Source organism: Paenibacillus sp. SAFN-054 (assembly GCF_051966755.1).
GTDB lineage: Bacteria > Bacillota > Bacilli > Paenibacillales > Paenibacillaceae > Paenibacillus_AQ.
Map to the genome: position 1 here is coordinate 1,493,717 of NZ_JBQCKS010000001.1, position 18,282 is coordinate 1,511,998.

The window sequence follows — 18,282 nt, forward strand, 5'->3', positions numbered from 1 at the left end:
ACCTGTTTTATTCGATTCGTCAAAGATATTGCGGATAAAATTTCAGAATGTTGCAGGTTTGTATGTATAACAGCGACACGGTTATTATATAACAGTCGGGGAATTTTTGACGAAATCGTGAACGATTCCAGATGATGGATGAACTATTGATCCAGCTATCCGGCCGTAAAATCAACTGCGAGAAGGGTGAACATGTATGACTGATTCAAAGTATCTGAAACGCACCATTCATAAAGAAGAGATCGCAAGTCAATTTCTGAATGAAACACGCAACCTGCGGGTTTACCTCCCACCTGGCTACAATGAAATTTTGAGCTACCCTGTCGTATACTGCCAGGACGGAGAGGAATTTTTCAACTTCGGCCGCATCGCGACGACAGCCAACCATTTGATCTTAGATGGAGGGACCGATCCGTTTATTATTGTCGGCGTTGAAGTCGATACCTCGATCCGTACGGAAGAATACGCTCCCTTCGGAAGCCGGTTCGATGCCTATACGCGCTGCTTTGCAGAAGAGATTATTCCCTTCATTGAAGCCAAATATCCCGTTCGCAGGGACGCATCCGAACGGATCCTTGCCGGGGACTCTCTCGGCGGAAGCGTGTCGTTGCACCTGGCCATCCGCTATCCCGAGTTGTTCCGCCGCGTCATCAGCCTCTCCGGCGCCTTTTATCCCGCTTCGCAAGACATCTATGAGGCTCAGGACGATCTGTCCGGGCTCGACATCTTTATGATCGTGGGTCTGCAAGAGACGGCGTTCAAAAGCGATCACGGCATTCATAACTTCGTCGAACTGAACCGCAAGACACGGGAGCTGCTGCTCGATCGCGGTGCCAAAGTGGAATATTCCGAAAAGGACGGCAAGCATATTTGGGGCTTCTGGCAGAAAGAGCTTCCCGATGCGCTTAAGTACTTCTTACACGTCTAGCCGCAAAATAAACAGCACAAAAGGTGAGTCAATGACATGGGATGCTGGGACCAGCAGGAATTGTCGATGACTCACCTTTTTTATTTTCATAAAATGATTGCGTTTTCATTGTTTTTCCGAAAAAAGGCACCTTGTGCCTTTCTTCCACCATATTATTTAGAGCTTTTCTTTTATGATTCGATCCAGCAGTACCTCACAGCCCGCCTTCATCAGTTCGTATACTTGTTCAAAATTCCCCGTGTAATACGGATCGGGAACTTCCCGCAGCTCATGCTCCGGCAAAAGGTCCATAAATTTGATGAGCCCTTCTTCCTTCGCCCCCGGCAGGTTCTTGACGTTCCTCCAGTTGCTGTCATCCATGCACACGATATAATCGAAAGTTTCAAAGTCAAGGCTTCCGAACTGCCGTGCCTGAATCCCTTCGTAACCCACCTGATGCCGATCGAGCAACTCGCGCGTTCCCTCATGAGGGATATGACCGATATGCCAGTCGCCGGTTCCCGCCGAGTCCACGCTCACCTTTGTGTCAAGCCCGGCATCCTTTACCTGATGTCTCAGGATCGCTTCGGCCATCGGCGAACGACAAATGTTCCCCAGACAAACAAATAATACATTGATCATGATGTTAGCCCCCTCTTCCATTAAGCTGTCTTCCGGCTGCTATTGTCTTTCTGGCTGTTATTAACGGATAGACCGGTCGAAGAAGACACGTGCAGCGTACGCCGCGGCAGCTTCCATTTATAATAGACGGAAAGCATCCGAAGCACAACAATGACCGCAAACAGCAGAACGGCCTGCCAAGTCGTATGGACCCAGTTCAAACCGACCACAACGCCGGCAATCATCGCCCAGACAGCATAAATTTCATCGCGCAGCACGAGCGGTTTGCGTCCGGCCAGCAGATCCCGGATGATTCCCCCGCCAACGCCTGTCATCACGGCAGCCACAGCCACCGCCGACAGCGGATGGTGCATGTTAGCCGCGTACAGCGCCCCCTGGATGGCAAAAGCGGAAAGCCCTATGGCATCAAACCAGGCTTCCGTACGTTTCCAATGCTTGATCCAGCCTAAAGGAAGCAGAAATGCAATGATCACTGACAAGATCGCCAGTTTAATCAGCAGCCCTTGGCTCCAGAGCGTGGTTACGGGTACTCCGATGAGGATATTCCGAATGACTCCGCCGCCGAAAGCAGTGACCAGGCCCAGCACCAGGATGCCCAGGATGTCGTAATCTTCCTCCATGGCGACAAATGCGCCCGACATCGCAAAAGCAATCGTTCCGATGATGCTGAAAATTTCAAAAGCATGCATGTCCAATTTCTCTCTAACCTCTCCCCTATCCGATATCCTCCCTATTGTAGTCGCGGCTGACTGAATTGTGCAACCATGTTTTCTCATTTATACTGAAGAAACAATCCACGACAAATGAAATCACCTTTTTATAGAACAAGAACGAAATGGATTTAGGGGGATACACGAATGAGCTTTAAACGCGTTGTTATTTTTTCGGGTGGAGAGCTCCACCCACAATATATAAAGGAGATCCAGCCAGGGGACTATGTCATTGGAGCCGATAAAGGGGCACTTTTCCTCATCCGGCACGGGGTGAGCCCCGAGCTTGCCGTTGGCGATTTCGATTCTATTTCTCCGCAGGAGCTTGCGCATGTCCGTTCCAAGTGCGGGAGAATCGTTGAATGCGACCCGGTCGATAAAAATTTGACGGATACGGAGCTGGCCTTTGAGATGGCTATACGGGAGCAGCCCGACTTCATTCTTCTGATCGGCGGCACGGGGACCCGGATGGATCATACCCTTGCCAACGTTCAAATGCTGAACCGGGCTTTGCAGCATCATATCGGCTGCGCGATCATGGACCGGAATAACTACATTACGATCACCGGCTCCAAACTCGAAGTTGAGGATCGCGGATACACATATGTATCCTTGCTCCCCATGACGCCGGAGGTAACGGGGATTACGCTCGAAGGCTTCCAATATCCGCTTCATAACGCCACGCTCAAAATCGGGGAGTCGCTCGGGATCAGCAACGTTCTGCTGGACTCGTCGGGTCGGGTTACCGTGGAAGGCGGTCTTTTACTCGTTATACAAAGCAAGGACTGAACAATATTGAGGTTCTTCGGCATTTTGAAATGTCAGCCTTCAACAATTTCTTACGAAATCTAAATATGCTAAAAACCCTTGATATCTCAAGGGTTTTTCTTGTTTATAAAGCGAGTGGACGAGCTATTTCTTAAAGTTTTGTAACTTTTAATGGTTTTTTAATAAAAGGGATTATCCCCTGTAGCCGCAAGGGTTTGAAGGTCCTTATCCATAATTTAGGCTGTTACAAAACTGTTATACTCGGAAACGAGCCAGACAGAAAACGAAATTTGGAGGTCATACAAACATGAATCAAAAACATCTATTCCAAAAATTAGTAGCCGTAGGGTTATGTGCATCGATAGGTTTTACTGCAGTGATGGCAACCGGAGCCGAAGTTACGGAAGCATCTTCATCTAAATCCGTCTCCGCATCACACGCTACTTCTTCTAAAGGATCTGCTGTTGTAAGCTATGGCAAAAAGTTCATGGGTACACCATATAAATTTGGAGCATCGACCAGCACTACGAAAGTATTCGACTGCTCTTCCTTCATGAAATATATCTTTGGCAAATACGGTGTAAAACTTCCACGTACGTCTGTAGCGCAATCTAAAGTAGGCGTAGCGGTATCGAAATCAAATTTGAAGCCGGGAGATCTCGTCTTTTTCTCCAGCGGCAGCAGAGCGAATGGTAAGAACGTAACGCATGTTGCAGTATATGCCGGCAACGGTAAAATCCTGCACACTTATGGTTCCCCGGGCGTAACGATTTCCAATCTCAACTCCGGAAACTGGAAAAGAACGTATCTGAAAGCACGCCGCGTGCTTTAACCAACAGCCTAATACGGAAGAAGGCGGGTAAGCTTAGGGACTTACTCGCCTTCTTTTATTATATAACCCACTCCACGCACCGATTGAATCAGCTTTGTACTGAATCCCTTATCCATTTTCGTGCGGAGATGCCGTATATATACATCCACGACATTGGTTCCCATATGAAAATCATAATCCCACACTTTTTTTAAAATTTCTTCCCGCGTACATACCCTGTTGACATGCCTCGCCAAATAGAGCAGCAGATCGAACTCTTTGACGGTGAGAGACAGCTGCCTATCTGCTCTGCAGGCCTTACGGCTGGCGGGGTCGATAACCAAGTCGGCGACGGCTACCTTTTGGTGGCTGCGTTCATGTTCCATATGGAATATGCCGAGCAAATTCCGAATTCGGGCCAGAAGCTCATCCCCCTCAACTGATCTCGCGACGACATCATTCGCTCCCGCCCCGAGATCCTCGATGACAACTTCGGCTGTCAGCTTTTCCTCGAATAACATAATGGGAAAATGCCTGTCTCCTTGTTCCCTCAAAAGCGCTTTGATGACTTTATGTAACGACCCAGGACTATGCCCCGAAACGGAACGATCCATCAGCAGCATATCAATCGGTTGACGATTGATGGCACGGAGCGCTTCATGCTCGGATTGAACGGTTTGTACCTCGTATCCTCCCTTTTCAAGCTTGCCCAGCAGCTCCTCATCCTGTAAAAAGGTACCCATTACCAGTAGCCGTTCCTGCATCCTATCACCTGATTTCGCTACAAAGTCCTCTTGCTTCGACATCCTGTACTTAGGGTTGCCGTTCAATAAAAAAACCATTCCTGATATAAAAAGAACTAAGCTCCCCTTGATTTCATCCGGAATACAGACAAGTGCCTGAGCTTTATTCGTTCAATTTTATTTCATCGGAATGGTTTGTTTATGATGTTCTTCGTGTTCATCCAAAATAACGATGATAAACCGTCCTGGCCTCGGAAATATCCTTCGTCCCATGGATCAGCGCCCTGCCGTCCGCAAAGATCACGAGCCTGTGTGCGCCAGTGGCAAACGAAACCAGGAACGGGTTGCTCTCCACCTTGCCTTCGCCGAGCTTTGCCAGCCTGTCCGCTGTTTCCTGCAGGTTCAGGGTCTGTTTTTGACCTGGTCGGATTTGAACGGTGTCTCTGCCGCATAGCACATCGGTTTTCTCCAAATTAGAGGAAGACAGATACGGGTAAGTCCGATGGTTCCCGCACGAGAGGCAGTCTTCTTTTTTGGCATGCTTGACGCCCATCGACATCGATTCGTTCCGCCACAGATCAAATGTTAACAGCTTATCGCGAAGGGCTTCGCGGTGACCGCTAAGCAATTTCATTGCCTCCGTGGTCTGATGTGCCGTCACGACCTGCACCGCCTGCGGGATAATGCCTGCCGTGTCGCAGGTATCTCCTCCCAGCGGTACGGTGCCCAGCAGGCAGTTCAAGCAGGGCGTCTGCCCGGGCAAAATGGTATACGTGATGCCGTAGCTGCCGACGCATCCGCCATAAATCCAGGGAATCCCGTGTTTTTGGGCTATGTCATTGATGAGGAGCCGCGTATCAAAATTATCTGTACCGTCCATAATCAGATCCACGCCGCTTATAAGGGTTTCCAATTCGTCAAGCTTAACATCCATCACATGACTGTCGATTTGAATCGACGAATTAATCGCCTGCAGCCTGTTTTTAGCGGCGATGGCTTTAGGAAGCCTGCGGGTTGCGTCTTCTTCCGAGAAGAGCTGCTGACGCTGCAGGTTGCTCCACTCGACGTAATCCCGGTCCGCAATCGTCAAATGTCCGACGCCCGCTCTCGCGAGTGTTTCGGCTATGGATGTCCCCAAGGCTCCTGCGCCTATGATCAGTACGTGGCCGGCCGAGAGTTTACGCTGACCTTCGGCGCCAAACGGTGTGAAGCGCTCCTGTCTGGAATAACGGTCGTCTCCGGTGTTCATGCCTTCATCCCCTTCGATAAAAAGCCGCATTCCCTTACGGGAATACGGCAGCAGATTGTACTTGAATGACACATCATGCGTTCTGATGGGACCATTCTTCCACGTTCCAGGTTTTCGTTACCCAATCCTCGTAGAAATCCGGTTCATGGGAAACGAGCAGGACTGTACCCTTAAACTCCTGCAAGGCGCGCTTCAGTTCAGCCTTCGCAATGACGTCCAGGTGATTCGTCGGCTCGTCAAAAAGAATCCAGTTCGCTTCGCGCATCATCAGCTTGCACAATCTGACCTTTGCCTGTTCGCCGCCGCTCAGCATGTTGAGGGGACGGGTGATATGTTCGTTCTTCAAACCGCAGCGCGCCAAATGCGCACGGACTTCATGCTGATTCAGGGAAGAGAACTCGTTCCAGACATCATCGATCGGCGTCACGCTGCTAGGTCTGACTTCCTGCTCGAAATAAGCCGGATGCAGGTAATCACCAAGGTAGGTCTTGCCGCTGATCGGCGGAATTTTCCCCATGATGGTTTTCAGCAGCGTCGATTTGCCGACCCCGTTGCAGCCAACAATCGCGATCTTGTCGCTGCGTTCGATGGTCATGCTCATTTTGGGCAGCAAAGCATGGGAGTATCCAATTTCAAAATCGATTCCCTCAAACACGGTTTTGCCGCTGGCACGGGCATCCTTGAAATGGAATACGGGCTTAGCCGCTTCCTCCGGCTTTTCAATCAGGTCAATACGGTTCAGCTGCTTCTCGCGGCTTTTCGCACGACCGGATGTGGATGCACGAGCCTTGTTCCGCTGGATAAAGTCTGCCTGCTTCTTGATGTACTCCTGCTGCTTCTCGTAAGCGTTAATATGCTGATTCTTCGAAATATCGGCCATTTCCAGAAACTTATCGTAATTGGCCGCGTATCGTGTCAGTTTAGCGAACTCCAGATGGTAGATCACATTCACAACCTGATTCATGAATTCCGTGTCATGAGAAATCAGCATAAATGCATACGGATAGGTTTTTAAATATTGGGTCAGCCAATCAATATGCTCTACATCCAGGTAGTTCGTCGGTTCGTCGAGCAGAAGCACGGTCGGCTTCTCCAGCAGCAGCTTGGCTAAGAGAACCTTGGTTCGCTGGCCGCCGCTAAGCGCGGATACGTCCTTGTCGAGTCCTATTGCCGTGAGTCCCAGACCCCGGGCCATCTCTTCAACCTTCACATCGATCATATAAAAATCACCGATTTCAAGCTGCTCCTGGATTTCGCCCATTTGCTCAAGCAGAAGCTCCAGTTCTTCCGGCGTCGCGTCACCCATCTTAGCCGTGATTTCCATCATTTCCTGCTCCTGCTCCAGCAGCGGCAGAAAGGCATCTTTCAGTACATCCCTTATCGTCTTGCCCGGCGTCAGCTTGGAATGCTGGTCCAAATAGCCGTAACGGATTTTCGGTGTCCACTCTACTTTACCTTCATCTTTAAGCAGTTTTCCGGTCAGGATGTTCATAAGCGTGGATTTCCCGACTCCGTTCGCACCAACCAGGCCCACATGCTCGCCGGCCAGAAGACGGAAGGATACATCTTTGAACAATGTGCGTTCCCCGAAGTTATGGGAGACATTCTCTACTGTCAACAAGCTCATAAAACGTTCTGTCTCCTGTCTATGTTAAAAAGTTCTGATTTGCCTAAAACGTTCGAAAACGGGCATTCAAGATATCATTTTATCATAACTTGGAGTTTTCCGAAAATAAGAAGATGTCTGCCTTGTGAACGAGCTTATGGTTAGGGAGCCTTGCCCGTCTGCAGCTTCGTGCAAAATAACCTCTGCTTGCGGCTTCGAACGCTGAGGAGAACGTTTCTTCAACCATTAATCCGCTGTGGCAGGAGCTTCGCTCATAATACCGGATTCCGCTTAGAGGATCCCTTCCGGCAACAATATCCTCTTTTTTTACCAATCTGCCTCCACCCAGCGCATAGTTGTTCAAGTAATCCTTGCCCACAGGAATCCCCTGAATAAAAGCCATCAGGCCGATATCTTGAATGGAGTTGTTCCATTCCTCCCCCGGAATAACCGGTAGCGTAAAGTCATAAGAAACGCCCTGCTTAACTGCAAATTCATTATGACGGTTGATGATGTTGGCCAAATCCTTCTCGATCGTGCGGACGATGGTCGTACGTCTAACCTGATCGAATAATGCCGGCTCGGTTAATAATCGGATGCCCGTCTCATCCTTCATGTCCCTTTGCAAGCCGTGAACCCAGCTGCCTGTACCCGCTTCGAAGGCTTCGATGCTGTCGTCCAGCGTGAACCGGATCAGATTCCCCGCCTCGTCTCGATAAGCATATGGCTTCTTCGGGCTCCATACATGCTTGATCAGCGTCTCCTGCCCTTCCCCGGTAAACTCCTCATCCGCATAAACGTAATAACCGTCATAGTCTACAACTGCAATGGCCGGTATGTAGTAATCCAGCGCTTTTTGGGCTTGTAAATCCTCTTCGATACCCAGGTTTGCGTACAAACTTTTGTAGAAAATCGAAAGGGCCAGCTCCTTGTCGGCGCGGAAAAATTTTGATGAGCCATAGCCCGCTTCCCACTCCTGCCTTACATTCGTGTTCAGCACGCTGGCCCCGTCCTGCACAGCCGTCCGCAGTGCCGTCACGTACTTCATTTCAAGCAGCTGCACGTTTCGCTCATCCCTGATTTGAAATCCGCTCAACATAAATACCGGTACGAAAAGGATGACAAATACGATGGAGAAATCAGTAATCTTCATTCAGTATCATGCCTCCGTACGGATATGCCAGCGCGGAGGCATCGCCCGAGGCTGTTCCTGACACAAAATCCATCATGATCATCCCCGCCGTACGATCCATGTTCGTGACGACGACTTTAAAAAAGTCGCCTGTATTCATTTTATATTTCCGATCCTCAGAATCTTTGGTTTCAGCGGTTTCCGGATACAGGACGGACATCACATCGGATGTATAATAACCGTCATACGCCACATCAATCTCATGCTGAAACGTACCGGGATCGGCAGCGTCCGTGTACACAGGCGTGTATTTTTTATGCAAATGCTCCATCTGGACGTCGAAGTCATGACCTGTTGCCTGAATCTCGTTCAGAAAATCCTGATACATGACCGGTGTCACATATCCTTTGTTTCTGACCGCGTCCACAAACTGCGTGACCGCATGATAGACAATGAGCCTGGAAAGATCATCCTGCTTCTGGTAAGCATCGGCAGCGGGGTACACGAACAGCAGGGCAGCAGCGAGCAGGACAGCAACGAATTTGGATACCATGCTGCTCATCCGTTACCTGCTCCGATCGATTCAAATCGAATTTCTGTTAGATTGCCGTGAATGTCCCTTATGTAAGCCGCATGATATGCATCATTCGCTTGAAAAATAGATAGACTCACCAGCTTCGCAGGGTCATCCTCATCGACAACCAAGCCGTTCACCCGAATCCGGACACCCTTTTTGACATGATCCATTGTCATCAAAATGGCTTGGGGACTGCTGTATGCATCCCTGTGAGCGGTTTGGAGCGTTGAATGTACGCTTTGAGGTTGCCCCGAAACGGCTGCGGACGCTTCATTCAGTGCCAGATTGATGTGTCCGGTAAGACTTAAAGCAATAAAGCAAGCACTCAAAAATAAAGCAAGGATCACGCTAAGAGATATCATGTTCTGCACATTTTCGTTCATCAGGAGTCCATCCTCCCCTTCTGTACATTACTGCACAAAAATAAGTCCGCGAACGACATTGGATCGATCCTTCACGATGCTGGCTTTAAATTTGCCGCTTGGATTGACATACTCGTTGCTCGACTCCAGGGTCGTGTTCCGTAGATCACCAGTCCTGTTTTTGAGATCGTCCACGGCTCCGTAACGGTCATCCGTTAGATCGTCTTCAATGAACAGCGTGTTACCATACCATTGTCCGCCTCTGTTCTTTCCTGTTTTGACCAGTATGCCGAATTGATCCTTATCCCTGAATTTGCGCAGCGCATTGGTCACCTGGGAACCACTGATACTGGTACCGTCATAAACCGTGAACGAGGCCTGGGATAACTCCGTTTGGATATCCGAAAAATTGTTTTGCGCAGTCTTCGTGGCTTCTTGAGCTGAAATAAAAAGAATCACGACAATGGTAATCAGTGCGATCGTCAAAAAAATGCCTGCGGCGACCTTCAGCGCGCTTGAAGCGTTATTCATTCACAGCAACCCCTTAAATTTTTTGAATTTGTTCATAATACACATTCATTTGCATAAAGCTGATCGTGATCAGAGGAATGACCAAATACATGAAGATCAGTGCATACATCGGCGCAAAACCAAGCATTTTTCCCAATCCTGCTTTGGTATCGATCATCTTCTCGTACTCCTGCTTGCGCTGTTCAAAGTAAAAAGACATCTCGTTCTCCAGATCGTCAAACGCCTGCGCGATCGGAATTTTTTCAACGCTTAATAGCAGCTTATCTACGATTCGCTGGAATTCATTCAAACGAACCTCTTCCCTCAATTCATTCAGTGCTATCTCTGCTCCATGATCGTAATGCAGCAGGCATTTCTGAATCGGAGTTTTAAAAATAATCGCAAACCGGTTCATCCATTCCAATATTTCTTCCACTGAAATCCGTTCCATCTCCCTCAGCATCGCGATCACCGTTTGAAATTGATAGACCTCGTGCTTCATGTCCAAATACCGGATTTTTCGCTGGAAATACAGAAGCCACAGCGGAAACTGATATCCGGCACAACCAATTAATAAGGCGGCTAGGAGCTCCCACCATTTCAAATATTCCTGGTTATAAGCCTTGAGCTTAAGGAGAACTCGATTCGTTTCTTCCTTTAAGGCCTCCTGATTCGCATTCCGTTTCTCTTTGCGGCCGATTCTCTCGGCGATCTCATCATAGCTGGCGGAAGAAGACATACCGAGTTCTTTCATAATCATCCAATCCTGTTCGCTAAGCTCGGAGCCCTTCTCCCGTTGATCTGTAGATATCTGTCCGAAAAGGGAAGTTCCCGCGACGGGATCATGAAGAATATGTTTCTTGGCCGTCTCATGCAAAATAAGAGCGGTAGTCAACGTAACCGCAAAGGCGATTACAAAAAATATGATTCTGCGGATATAAAACCACTCGTATTTCAGGTTCGTATTGCTTTCCTTCAACAGATGCAGGATTCGGGCATACCCCTGGGTGGCCGGCCTTGGGGCCATAAATGCCGCAATACGCCTCACGATAGCGATCGAATAGAGCTTTTGTTCCCATGACCGGGTTCCGCCTTTGGCACGATAGGTTGTTTCACGTTCCTGCTGCAGCCTCTGGAGCAATAAGAAGGACAATATAATGACGACAAAAATCACGATCTTCGTGACGTAGCCCCATTTGCTGGTGTAAAATGCATCCATCGCCGGAAAACTGCTGCGTGCCCATCTTTCGATCGGTTTTGTGAAGAATACCGGGACCAGCGCAATGACGTTTAAACCTTTAAGCAGATAATCCAGCCTGTCCCTGCGTAGGATTTCAAGATGAATTTCCTTCGTCAAACCGCTGAGTCCCTGCAGATAAATCGATCCCTGCTCCCTTACCTTGTCGCCAAACTCCATGACCATATAAGAAATGCCTGCAAATGCTTTTAAAAACCGGTTAGGAGCCGTTTCATAATAGTCTTCGAGCTCCTGTGAAGGATCTTTCCCGTTCAAGGCTTCGTAGATTTTGAGCGTGTGGGCTGATGCCTCATAGCCTGCAGCCGACGCTGCTTCGTACAAAGCCTCATCAATCATTTCATGCTGCTGGTACCGGTGCCGTACTTCAGAGAACAAGTCGACCAATTGCACCAACAATCTTCTCTCCAGTCGATAGATATACATATCGATCAGTAAGCTGTTAATAATCACTGCCGTAAGCACAATCAAAAATAAAAAGCTGACGCTGGGATTCAGCAAAAATAGAATGATGACCGACAGCAGCAGAATACCGAAAACAGACATCGTGATTTTCGCCGTTTCCCGGCGCAGCCTGAGCTCATCGTACGCATGAACGCCGGTTAACCTTTTTCTGATTTTATGCAGGTAAGCGGACAACCATGGGATTCTGGACATAACTCCATAGGATCTAAGCAAAAGTACATTCACCCGCTCGCGGATGCTTGCCCCCTGGATTTTTGTGTGACCATGAAAATGGTGTTGGAGGGCATGCTTTTGCCGGCTTTTAAGCCAAGAAAGAATGGCAAAGGTCACTGCGTACAGGAACAGGGAGAACAAGAGAATGAACAACAGCACCGATTTAATATTCATAGCATCCGTCCCAGTAATGATTTAGAAAGCCGCGGAACATCAGCGCATCCTCTTCTCCCATTTGCTCATGCATCTGCTTTACGTTCTCTGCTGAGATCGGATTCACGGCAACATAATGGCCGTCCTTGTACTCAATGATATTACGCGAGACAAATGCCTGCCGCCCAAGCTTCCTTGTTTCGTACTGCAAATTCAGCATCTCCTCCAACAGCTCCTCAAGCGTACGATCTTGATTGCTTTCACGCGCCTCCAGAGATATCTGTTCCACAGGGACGCATTCGGTAATTCGCTCGATGAATCTTTTGCCATCCGCATCCCTTTTCATGTGAATATCGAAGTTGAGAACCTGAACGACCTGCTCCTCGGCAATCGTTTCGTTATGAAATACGCCGATTTTCAAAAGCGAATTCCGGAGCGAAAACACGAGATCCCGAAAGGTTTTGGCATGATGCGTAAATACGGTGAAAAGGCTGGCTACCTGAGACATTTGGATCATCCAAGCCGCAACCTCATCGCTTGCGACTTCACCCAGAATATTGACCGTGCCATCCGTCTTCTTCTGCAAATCCAATCCCTCTTGACCCGAAATCCGCTCGGTTTCGCGAAAGGAGAGAATATTTCTGCGGCTGTATATTTGCCGAAGATGAAGTTCGAAAGCCATTTCTTGTACCCTTAAGGTATATGTAGGATGGATGTGCTCGACCATGGCCATCAGCAATGTCGTCTTCCCGGAGCCCTGCGCACCTGTCACGGCGGTGATCCGGCAGCCCTTCATCAAGTAGGTAATCAGGTTAATGGCCAGCTCCGCCTGTTCTCCGGTAATCAGCTGCTGAAGTGAAGCGTTCGGGATGTCAAACTTTCTGACGAAAAAAGCCCATGACTCCGCAAAGGGAGGCCTCACGACAACGACCCTGGAGCCGTCTTTCATTTCATTGACCTTGTAACCGCTTGATTCCGACAGCTGTCCGGGATGGTTATACTTATAAATGTTTTGGCATACCCTCTTAAGCTCCAGCTCCGACCCGAACGACAGGAAGGACAGATGCACCGACTTACCTTTGTAAAACACCCATACGCTCTCTGTTGAAAGGGTAGGGATATGATCATAAGGGTCTTCCAGGAATAGAAACGGATGCCTCATATTCTCAAAAGGCTGCGGATTGCCTCCATCGTTCCAAATGCCGTTCACGCCGCCACTGACCCCGTCAATACGTTGGTCACGCAGATCATCCACCACGGAAAACCCTTTATATTGCTGATATATGCGCTGTACCACGATCTCGAGTTTATCTTCAAAGCTAAGCTCGCAATACTCCGCCATGAAGATGTGATCGATATCTTCTTTGGTTACGGCGTAAACCGGCTGCTCACCGTAACCCTCTACAACTTTCGGTTCAGCCAACTCATAGTTCTCGAACAAGCGGGTTAAAGCTTCTTGCCCATATTGCTGCTGATAAAGATAAAATATGATTTCAAACTGGTCCTGGGACGTTAATTCCCCGATATCGCCGAACGGAATCGCTTCATCAATATTGTGCTCGGATAGTCCGAAGCTTTTGACGAGCAAATCCGCCATGAATTGCTTCACATACCTTTTCTCGCGCAGATCGCCGGAAATACAGTCCTTTAATGCCTTCCGGAGCTCGCTTCTTTTATGTAATCTCCGCTTGTGTTCTTCTTCATGCAGTCCCAGATCACTCAGCTGGCTGTGCGTTAATTCATGCAGGGTTTCCTTCACGAATGCTGTCATGTTCTCGATCGTATAGCTTCCCGCGAGACCGCTCCCTACGCTCACGGGCCGGCGGTAATCCAGCCATTTCACATAGAAAAGCAATGCCACAAACAGAACAATCACCGCGATCAGAAGGATGTTCACGATCACTCCGGAGACCATTCATGCCCCCCTTTCAACCAGCTTCAGTGCGGAGTTCATCTCGAGCTGTGTTAATATGTCCTTGGCCAAACCGCGAACGCTGTCCAGAAATGCCGCCGAAGGCTGCCGGTTGTTCAAATTGCGGCTGCGCTGCAGAAACGGCAGCACGCTCCGCATATTCCAGGCGTCGAGAAAATCCGTTGTATACGGAATGCCGTGTATCGTCCCTTTATACCCAAAACGCCGCTTCACGTTGTTCAGCGTACAGTGCGAATGCTTATCATAACGTCCGAGTACAACGATATACGGCTTGTCATGGACGATTGCATGGCAGCTCTCATCCTTAAAAAACAAATCCAAGCCTTCAATGGACTGATTCAGGTTAACCACGACCAAATCCGCGCTTTCCAGCAGAGCCTGATCGCCGCTTCCTTCGTTTGGCCTTCCATGCCCGGCATCCGCCAACACCAGATCGTAGCATTGATTGGCCACCGTACACATGGACTGAAGCAGCTGTTTGCGATAGCCCGGCATGGTTCCTTCCTGTTTGGCATTTCCCTGCACGATATCCAGCCGGTCAGACAGCAGCGGAAGCGTGTAATCCTGAAAGTTATCCCGAGACAGCCTCCGGTTCAGACACAACCTTTCGAGGGCGTCCATCCCATGGTCCTGAAATGTAATCAGTGAATGATCCAGCGAATAGGCGGAAGCCTGAAAAGCCCCTTCCACTCTCTCTTTCGCCATGCCGCCATGCGTTAATAACAGTTTCAAACGATAATCCATGGCCAGTGTAATAGCTGATGCTGCCGTATGAGCGGAATTGCCGCTCCCCCCCTGCAGCGGACTCCAAAATGCTACCGTACTCATGCTCTTCTCCTTTCCGCAGCCCGAAGCACGCGGTTAATCTGTTTCTGATCCCAATCCGTTAGCATTTGCATCAATAAGCATACTTTCCGTTTATACCCCCGGGTTAGCGGCTTCATCTGCACACATCGGGAATGCTCGTTCCGAAGCCTTAAAGAACAGTCCGCCTCATTCCATGGAATGTAGACCGGATCGCCCTTCCAACGAATGGGCAGGTGACTGAAATACCCTTCAAGATAAGCTTCATCGAACCACTCATCCACCGCCCGGACGATAACCTTGTACATCTCAAGCTCGAAACCATTGATATGATAGCGGCCGACGGCTTCTCTCAACCAACGTCTTCCCTCTTCCAATGTCCATATTTCATAGTCTGTTACCCATACCCGAGCCGACGCGCCTTCCCATGTCTTCGAAGAGCAAAACTCGGGGAGTTCCAAATCATAGATAACGTAATCATATTTCGCCAAGCTGCTGCCGGAGTTTGCGAGATGCGCTTCCAAATGGACTTCATCGTCAAACCCGCATGCGACATCAAATCCCGAAAATTCCGTAATCAATAATTGCTGGTCCAAGTGGCCGATGTAATATGGGTATTTCCTTCTGTCCGTCGCATCAATCAACAGCACCCGGGCAGAACTCGAGGACAGCATTTTGCATAAATAGAATAAAAGCTCGCTCTTGTCACACATTCCCGCAAATATCCAAGTAATCAACTTCCCTTCTCCTTTCTCCCATTGGCATCGCATGAAGCCTGAGGTCTGAACTAAGGATGTCCCGCTCTCTCTGTTTCTACGGTTTCTCCTGCCTTATTATCCTTCTTGCTTTGTTCTAAGAGCGCATTCGTCTGGGCACTACCAAGGGAGAAGGAATCGGAAGTTTGGCCGGCAAGCGGCTGAATTCCGTCTCCAGCAGCATTTTCGTCTTTCTCGCCTGAAGAATCTCCGGTCTGCTTCAAGTCACTGAACAGAGGCTCTGCAGCATCCATAGGAACCGAGGTTTGCCCTATGAACGTGTTTCCATTGTCATACGTTGGAACTGTTACCGTATCTGTGAAGCTTTGGCTATCATTCATGCGGGATGGCATTTTGGACAAATCCTTCTCCAGGGAAACGCGCACCGCTTCAGACAATTTTTGCTCCGCCTTTGTAACGATGTTCGGATCGCTGTCGATCAGCTTAAGCACTTCTTTGTTGACCGGATAATTCGGGATCGCTTGATCCTGCATTTCCGGCTCGACGTAGGTAACGGCATACAGCTTTGCATCATGGAGGTATGCATCAACCATCGCACTCGAAAAGGATAGAATTTCCTGCTCGGTCATCGTTATCCAGATGATGGGGCTTGTCAGCTTATCAATCCTTTTCTTGGACAGAACGATATAGTCCTGACCGGTAGAAAACTGGATTCGCACATCAATAACTTCATGCTCACGAAGATTGGAGGGCAGGGTCACCACTTGAAGCTCCCTGTTTCTAAGGTCGGACCGTAGAGGCTCCTTCTCATAAACCATCGCGTCCGTTAATGCGGTTCCCTTCCTGAGCTCAATTTTCGCGATCTTGACACCGCCTTGTTCATTACCTTGAACCAGATTCACCGGGGCCGCTCCCGGCGGAAGCTTCACCTGAACAAGATCCTTCTGCTGAATGACCTCGCCTGCTGCAATGTCACGCGACAATACCCAACTGGATGACAAGCGCTTTTCCTCCTCCAGGCGTGCCTGCTCCAACTTGGCGATTTGCTCCCGATAATCATCCCTGATTCTGTTCTCCCTGGCATGATGCTGCATGCTGCTGAATACCGCATATCCCACAAAAGCTATCCCCATTACTGCGGCTCCGGCCAGTGCAGCGTAGATCATATGCCTTGTTCGCCGTCTCAGCTTTGACATGATACCTGTTCATTCTCCTCTCACGGGTAAATTCAGCTGAGCCCGAACCTGAATTTCCTTCTCCGCTGAATCCCGTTTAACGTCCCTTCAAAAATACGGTTTAGCGCCCGATCCATATCCTCGCTTTGGTCGAAAGGGTCCATATGCAGAGGCAGCGTATACACCTGGTTCGTGTTCAGCTGCTTGCGAAGTCTATGAACCGCATCCGACTGGGCAAGCGGCAGGAAGTACATCCACTTTTGCCTAGGATATTTGGACAAGCCCTGTACCAGATCCATGACGTCCTGCTGACGCCATTCCGCGCCTGAAGCGACAATGACGGATGCATCCGCTCGCAGGAACTCCTCCAGTCTTTCCCTTTCCCGGTAGGCTCCCAAATCAATGACGACAAAATTGTAGCTTCCTGACAACAGCATGATCACATCCGCCCTGGCTGTCTGCCGCCAATAATCCACGCCGTTCACCTCAAACTTGCGCGTGCCTCCGCCTACATCCCCACCTTCCCTTTCGACGATCTGCTGAATTCTTCTGAACGTAGGCGACCTGACGTTCATCTCGACTAATGCCACTTTATGATGACCGCGTGCCAGAAAGTGGCTGATCGCAATGGCCGTATGCGTTGTGCCTGTACCGCTGCCTGCCCCCATCACAGCTATGACCTGCGTCCCCGTCTTTCCACCTGCCCCCCGCGTCCTTCTCGCATCAAGCATCGACTCCTGGCGTACTGCCGCTGCAAGCTCCTTCCGCGTTTCGCCGGCCGAAGGATATCGATCCTCGGGTTTGAACTGCAGAAGCTTTCGAATGACCGGTATCACTTTCCGCGGCAAATCGGTTCGAATGCTCCTCATTGCCTTTTCAGACCATTCACTATGGGCTCCTGCCGTCGACAGGTAAAGCAGCAGTGCTCCAAAACCGTATAGATCCGATCTTGCGTCGCTCTGGCCTGTGCCATATTGTTCAGGTGCCGCAAAACCGACCGTTCCGAGCTTAACGGTATCCTGCGACTTCTCCTGCTTGAAATTGCGGGCGATCCCGAAGTCGATCAATCTTAAGTCCAATTGTTCCGTGATCATAATGTTTGAAGGCTTCAAGTCTCTGAAAATAATCACGGGGTCATGCGTGTGCAGATAATCGAGTACCTCCAGCAGCTGATCCGCCAGTTGGAAAATCGTGTCCGGAGGAATCCTGCCCCGGTATCCTTTAAAATACTTTTCAAGCGTGATCCCCTGAATGTAATCCATGACAAGATAGGTGTACCCATCCTGATCAGGGGCAAAAAAATCCACGACCCTCGGTAGCCTGGCATGACTCAGTGAAATAAGCAGCTGCGCTTCGTCCCGGATGCTGAGGCGCTGTCCCGGATCATAGACGCTTTCCTTGACAGCCCACAGTTTGCCTGGAAGTTTCAAATCTTCGGCGAGATAGACATGACTCATGCCGCCTTCCCCGATTTTTCTAATGACTCCATATCTCCCTCCAATCGTCTGACCGATAAGCAATTTGGAAGGATGATCCATCCCTGTTCCCCCG

Annotated in this window: 18 protein-coding genes; 3 read left to right on the forward strand and 15 right to left on the reverse strand. The window is 49.4% G+C overall.

Annotation, left to right across the window (positions count from 1 at the left end; translation table 11 throughout):
* Positions 1-196: 196 nt before the first annotated feature.
* The gene (locus tag ACTHPM_RS06975; RefSeq protein ID WP_440394468.1) at positions 197-928 is read left to right on the forward strand and encodes an alpha/beta hydrolase; all 732 of its coding nucleotides are present in this window, start codon (positions 197-199) and stop codon (positions 926-928) included.
* 156 nt (positions 929-1,084) lie between these two features.
* On the opposite strand, the gene ACTHPM_RS06980 is transcribed toward ACTHPM_RS06975, so the two are convergent.
* Complete coding sequence (locus ACTHPM_RS06980; RefSeq protein WP_440394469.1) at positions 1,085-1,549, reverse strand: low molecular weight protein-tyrosine-phosphatase; 465 nt, start codon at positions 1,547-1,549, stop codon at positions 1,085-1,087.
* A gap of 20 nt (positions 1,550-1,569) precedes the next feature.
* Positions 1,570-2,238, reverse strand: a complete 669-nt coding sequence (locus ACTHPM_RS06985) for a trimeric intracellular cation channel family protein (protein ID WP_440394470.1) — start codon at positions 2,236-2,238, stop codon at positions 1,570-1,572.
* A gap of 168 nt (positions 2,239-2,406) precedes the next feature.
* Between ACTHPM_RS06985 and ACTHPM_RS06990 the strand changes: the two genes are divergently transcribed.
* Together ACTHPM_RS06990 and ACTHPM_RS06995 are read left to right on the forward strand one after the other, a co-directional pair.
* Positions 2,407-3,048: a thiamine diphosphokinase gene (locus tag ACTHPM_RS06990; protein ID WP_440394471.1), complete on the forward strand. Its 642-nt coding sequence runs from the start codon at positions 2,407-2,409 to the stop codon at positions 3,046-3,048.
* 286 nt (positions 3,049-3,334) lie between these two features.
* Positions 3,335-3,859 (forward strand): C40 family peptidase, encoded by a 525-nt coding sequence (locus tag ACTHPM_RS06995; protein ID WP_440394472.1) that lies wholly within the window; start codon positions 3,335-3,337, stop codon positions 3,857-3,859.
* Between the two features lie 41 nt (positions 3,860-3,900).
* Here ACTHPM_RS06995 and ACTHPM_RS07000 read toward each other — a convergent pair whose 3' ends face one another.
* From ACTHPM_RS07000 to ACTHPM_RS07060, 13 genes are all read right to left on the reverse strand, one after another.
* Positions 3,901-4,602, reverse strand: a complete 702-nt coding sequence (locus ACTHPM_RS07000; protein WP_440394473.1) for a response regulator transcription factor — start codon at positions 4,600-4,602, stop codon at positions 3,901-3,903.
* A gap of 196 nt (positions 4,603-4,798) precedes the next feature.
* Positions 4,799-5,830: a MoeB/ThiF family adenylyltransferase gene (locus ACTHPM_RS07005; RefSeq protein ID WP_440394474.1), complete on the reverse strand. Its 1,032-nt coding sequence runs from the start codon at positions 5,828-5,830 to the stop codon at positions 4,799-4,801.
* A 73-nt stretch (positions 5,831-5,903) separates the two neighbouring features.
* Complete coding sequence (locus ACTHPM_RS07010; protein WP_440394475.1) at positions 5,904-7,457, reverse strand: ABC-F family ATP-binding cassette domain-containing protein; 1,554 nt, start codon at positions 7,455-7,457, stop codon at positions 5,904-5,906.
* Positions 7,458-7,539: 82 nt separating this feature from the next.
* The gene (locus ACTHPM_RS07015; RefSeq protein ID WP_440394476.1) at positions 7,540-8,589 is read right to left on the reverse strand and encodes a hypothetical protein; all 1,050 of its coding nucleotides are present in this window, start codon (positions 8,587-8,589) and stop codon (positions 7,540-7,542) included.
* Entirely contained in the window at positions 8,576-9,130 is a 555-nt protein-coding gene (locus tag ACTHPM_RS07020; RefSeq protein ID WP_440394477.1) for a hypothetical protein, read from the reverse strand. The genes ACTHPM_RS07015 and ACTHPM_RS07020 overlap by 14 nt, the downstream gene beginning before the upstream one ends.
* A complete protein-coding gene (locus ACTHPM_RS07025) occupies positions 9,127-9,528 on the reverse strand; it encodes a hypothetical protein (protein WP_440394478.1) in 402 nt (133 codons plus the stop codon). Before ACTHPM_RS07025 ends, ACTHPM_RS07020 begins: the two co-directional genes overlap by 4 nt.
* Positions 9,529-9,555: 27 nt before the next feature.
* Positions 9,556-10,038, reverse strand: a complete 483-nt coding sequence (locus ACTHPM_RS07030) for an ABC transporter permease (RefSeq protein WP_440394479.1) — start codon at positions 10,036-10,038, stop codon at positions 9,556-9,558.
* A gap of 13 nt (positions 10,039-10,051) precedes the next feature.
* Complete coding sequence (locus ACTHPM_RS07035; RefSeq protein WP_440394480.1) at positions 10,052-12,124, reverse strand: hypothetical protein; 2,073 nt, start codon at positions 12,122-12,124, stop codon at positions 10,052-10,054.
* On the reverse strand, positions 12,114-14,018 hold the full coding sequence (locus tag ACTHPM_RS07040; RefSeq protein WP_440394481.1) for a pilus assembly protein CpaF: 1,905 nt from the start codon (positions 14,016-14,018) through the stop codon (positions 12,114-12,116). The genes ACTHPM_RS07035 and ACTHPM_RS07040 overlap by 11 nt, the downstream gene beginning before the upstream one ends.
* On the reverse strand, positions 14,019-14,864 hold the full coding sequence (locus ACTHPM_RS07045; RefSeq protein ID WP_440394482.1) for a hypothetical protein: 846 nt from the start codon (positions 14,862-14,864) through the stop codon (positions 14,019-14,021).
* Entirely contained in the window at positions 14,861-15,577 is a 717-nt protein-coding gene (locus ACTHPM_RS07050; RefSeq protein ID WP_440394483.1) for a hypothetical protein, read from the reverse strand. Before ACTHPM_RS07050 ends, ACTHPM_RS07045 begins: the two co-directional genes overlap by 4 nt.
* Positions 15,578-15,627: 50 nt before the next feature.
* On the reverse strand, positions 15,628-16,752 hold the full coding sequence (locus ACTHPM_RS07055; RefSeq protein WP_440394484.1) for an SAF domain-containing protein: 1,125 nt from the start codon (positions 16,750-16,752) through the stop codon (positions 15,628-15,630).
* Between the two features lie 32 nt (positions 16,753-16,784).
* On the reverse strand, positions 16,785-18,269 hold the full coding sequence (locus tag ACTHPM_RS07060) for a protein kinase domain-containing protein (protein ID WP_440394485.1): 1,485 nt from the start codon (positions 18,267-18,269) through the stop codon (positions 16,785-16,787).
* Between the last annotated feature and the right edge of the window lie 13 nt (positions 18,270-18,282).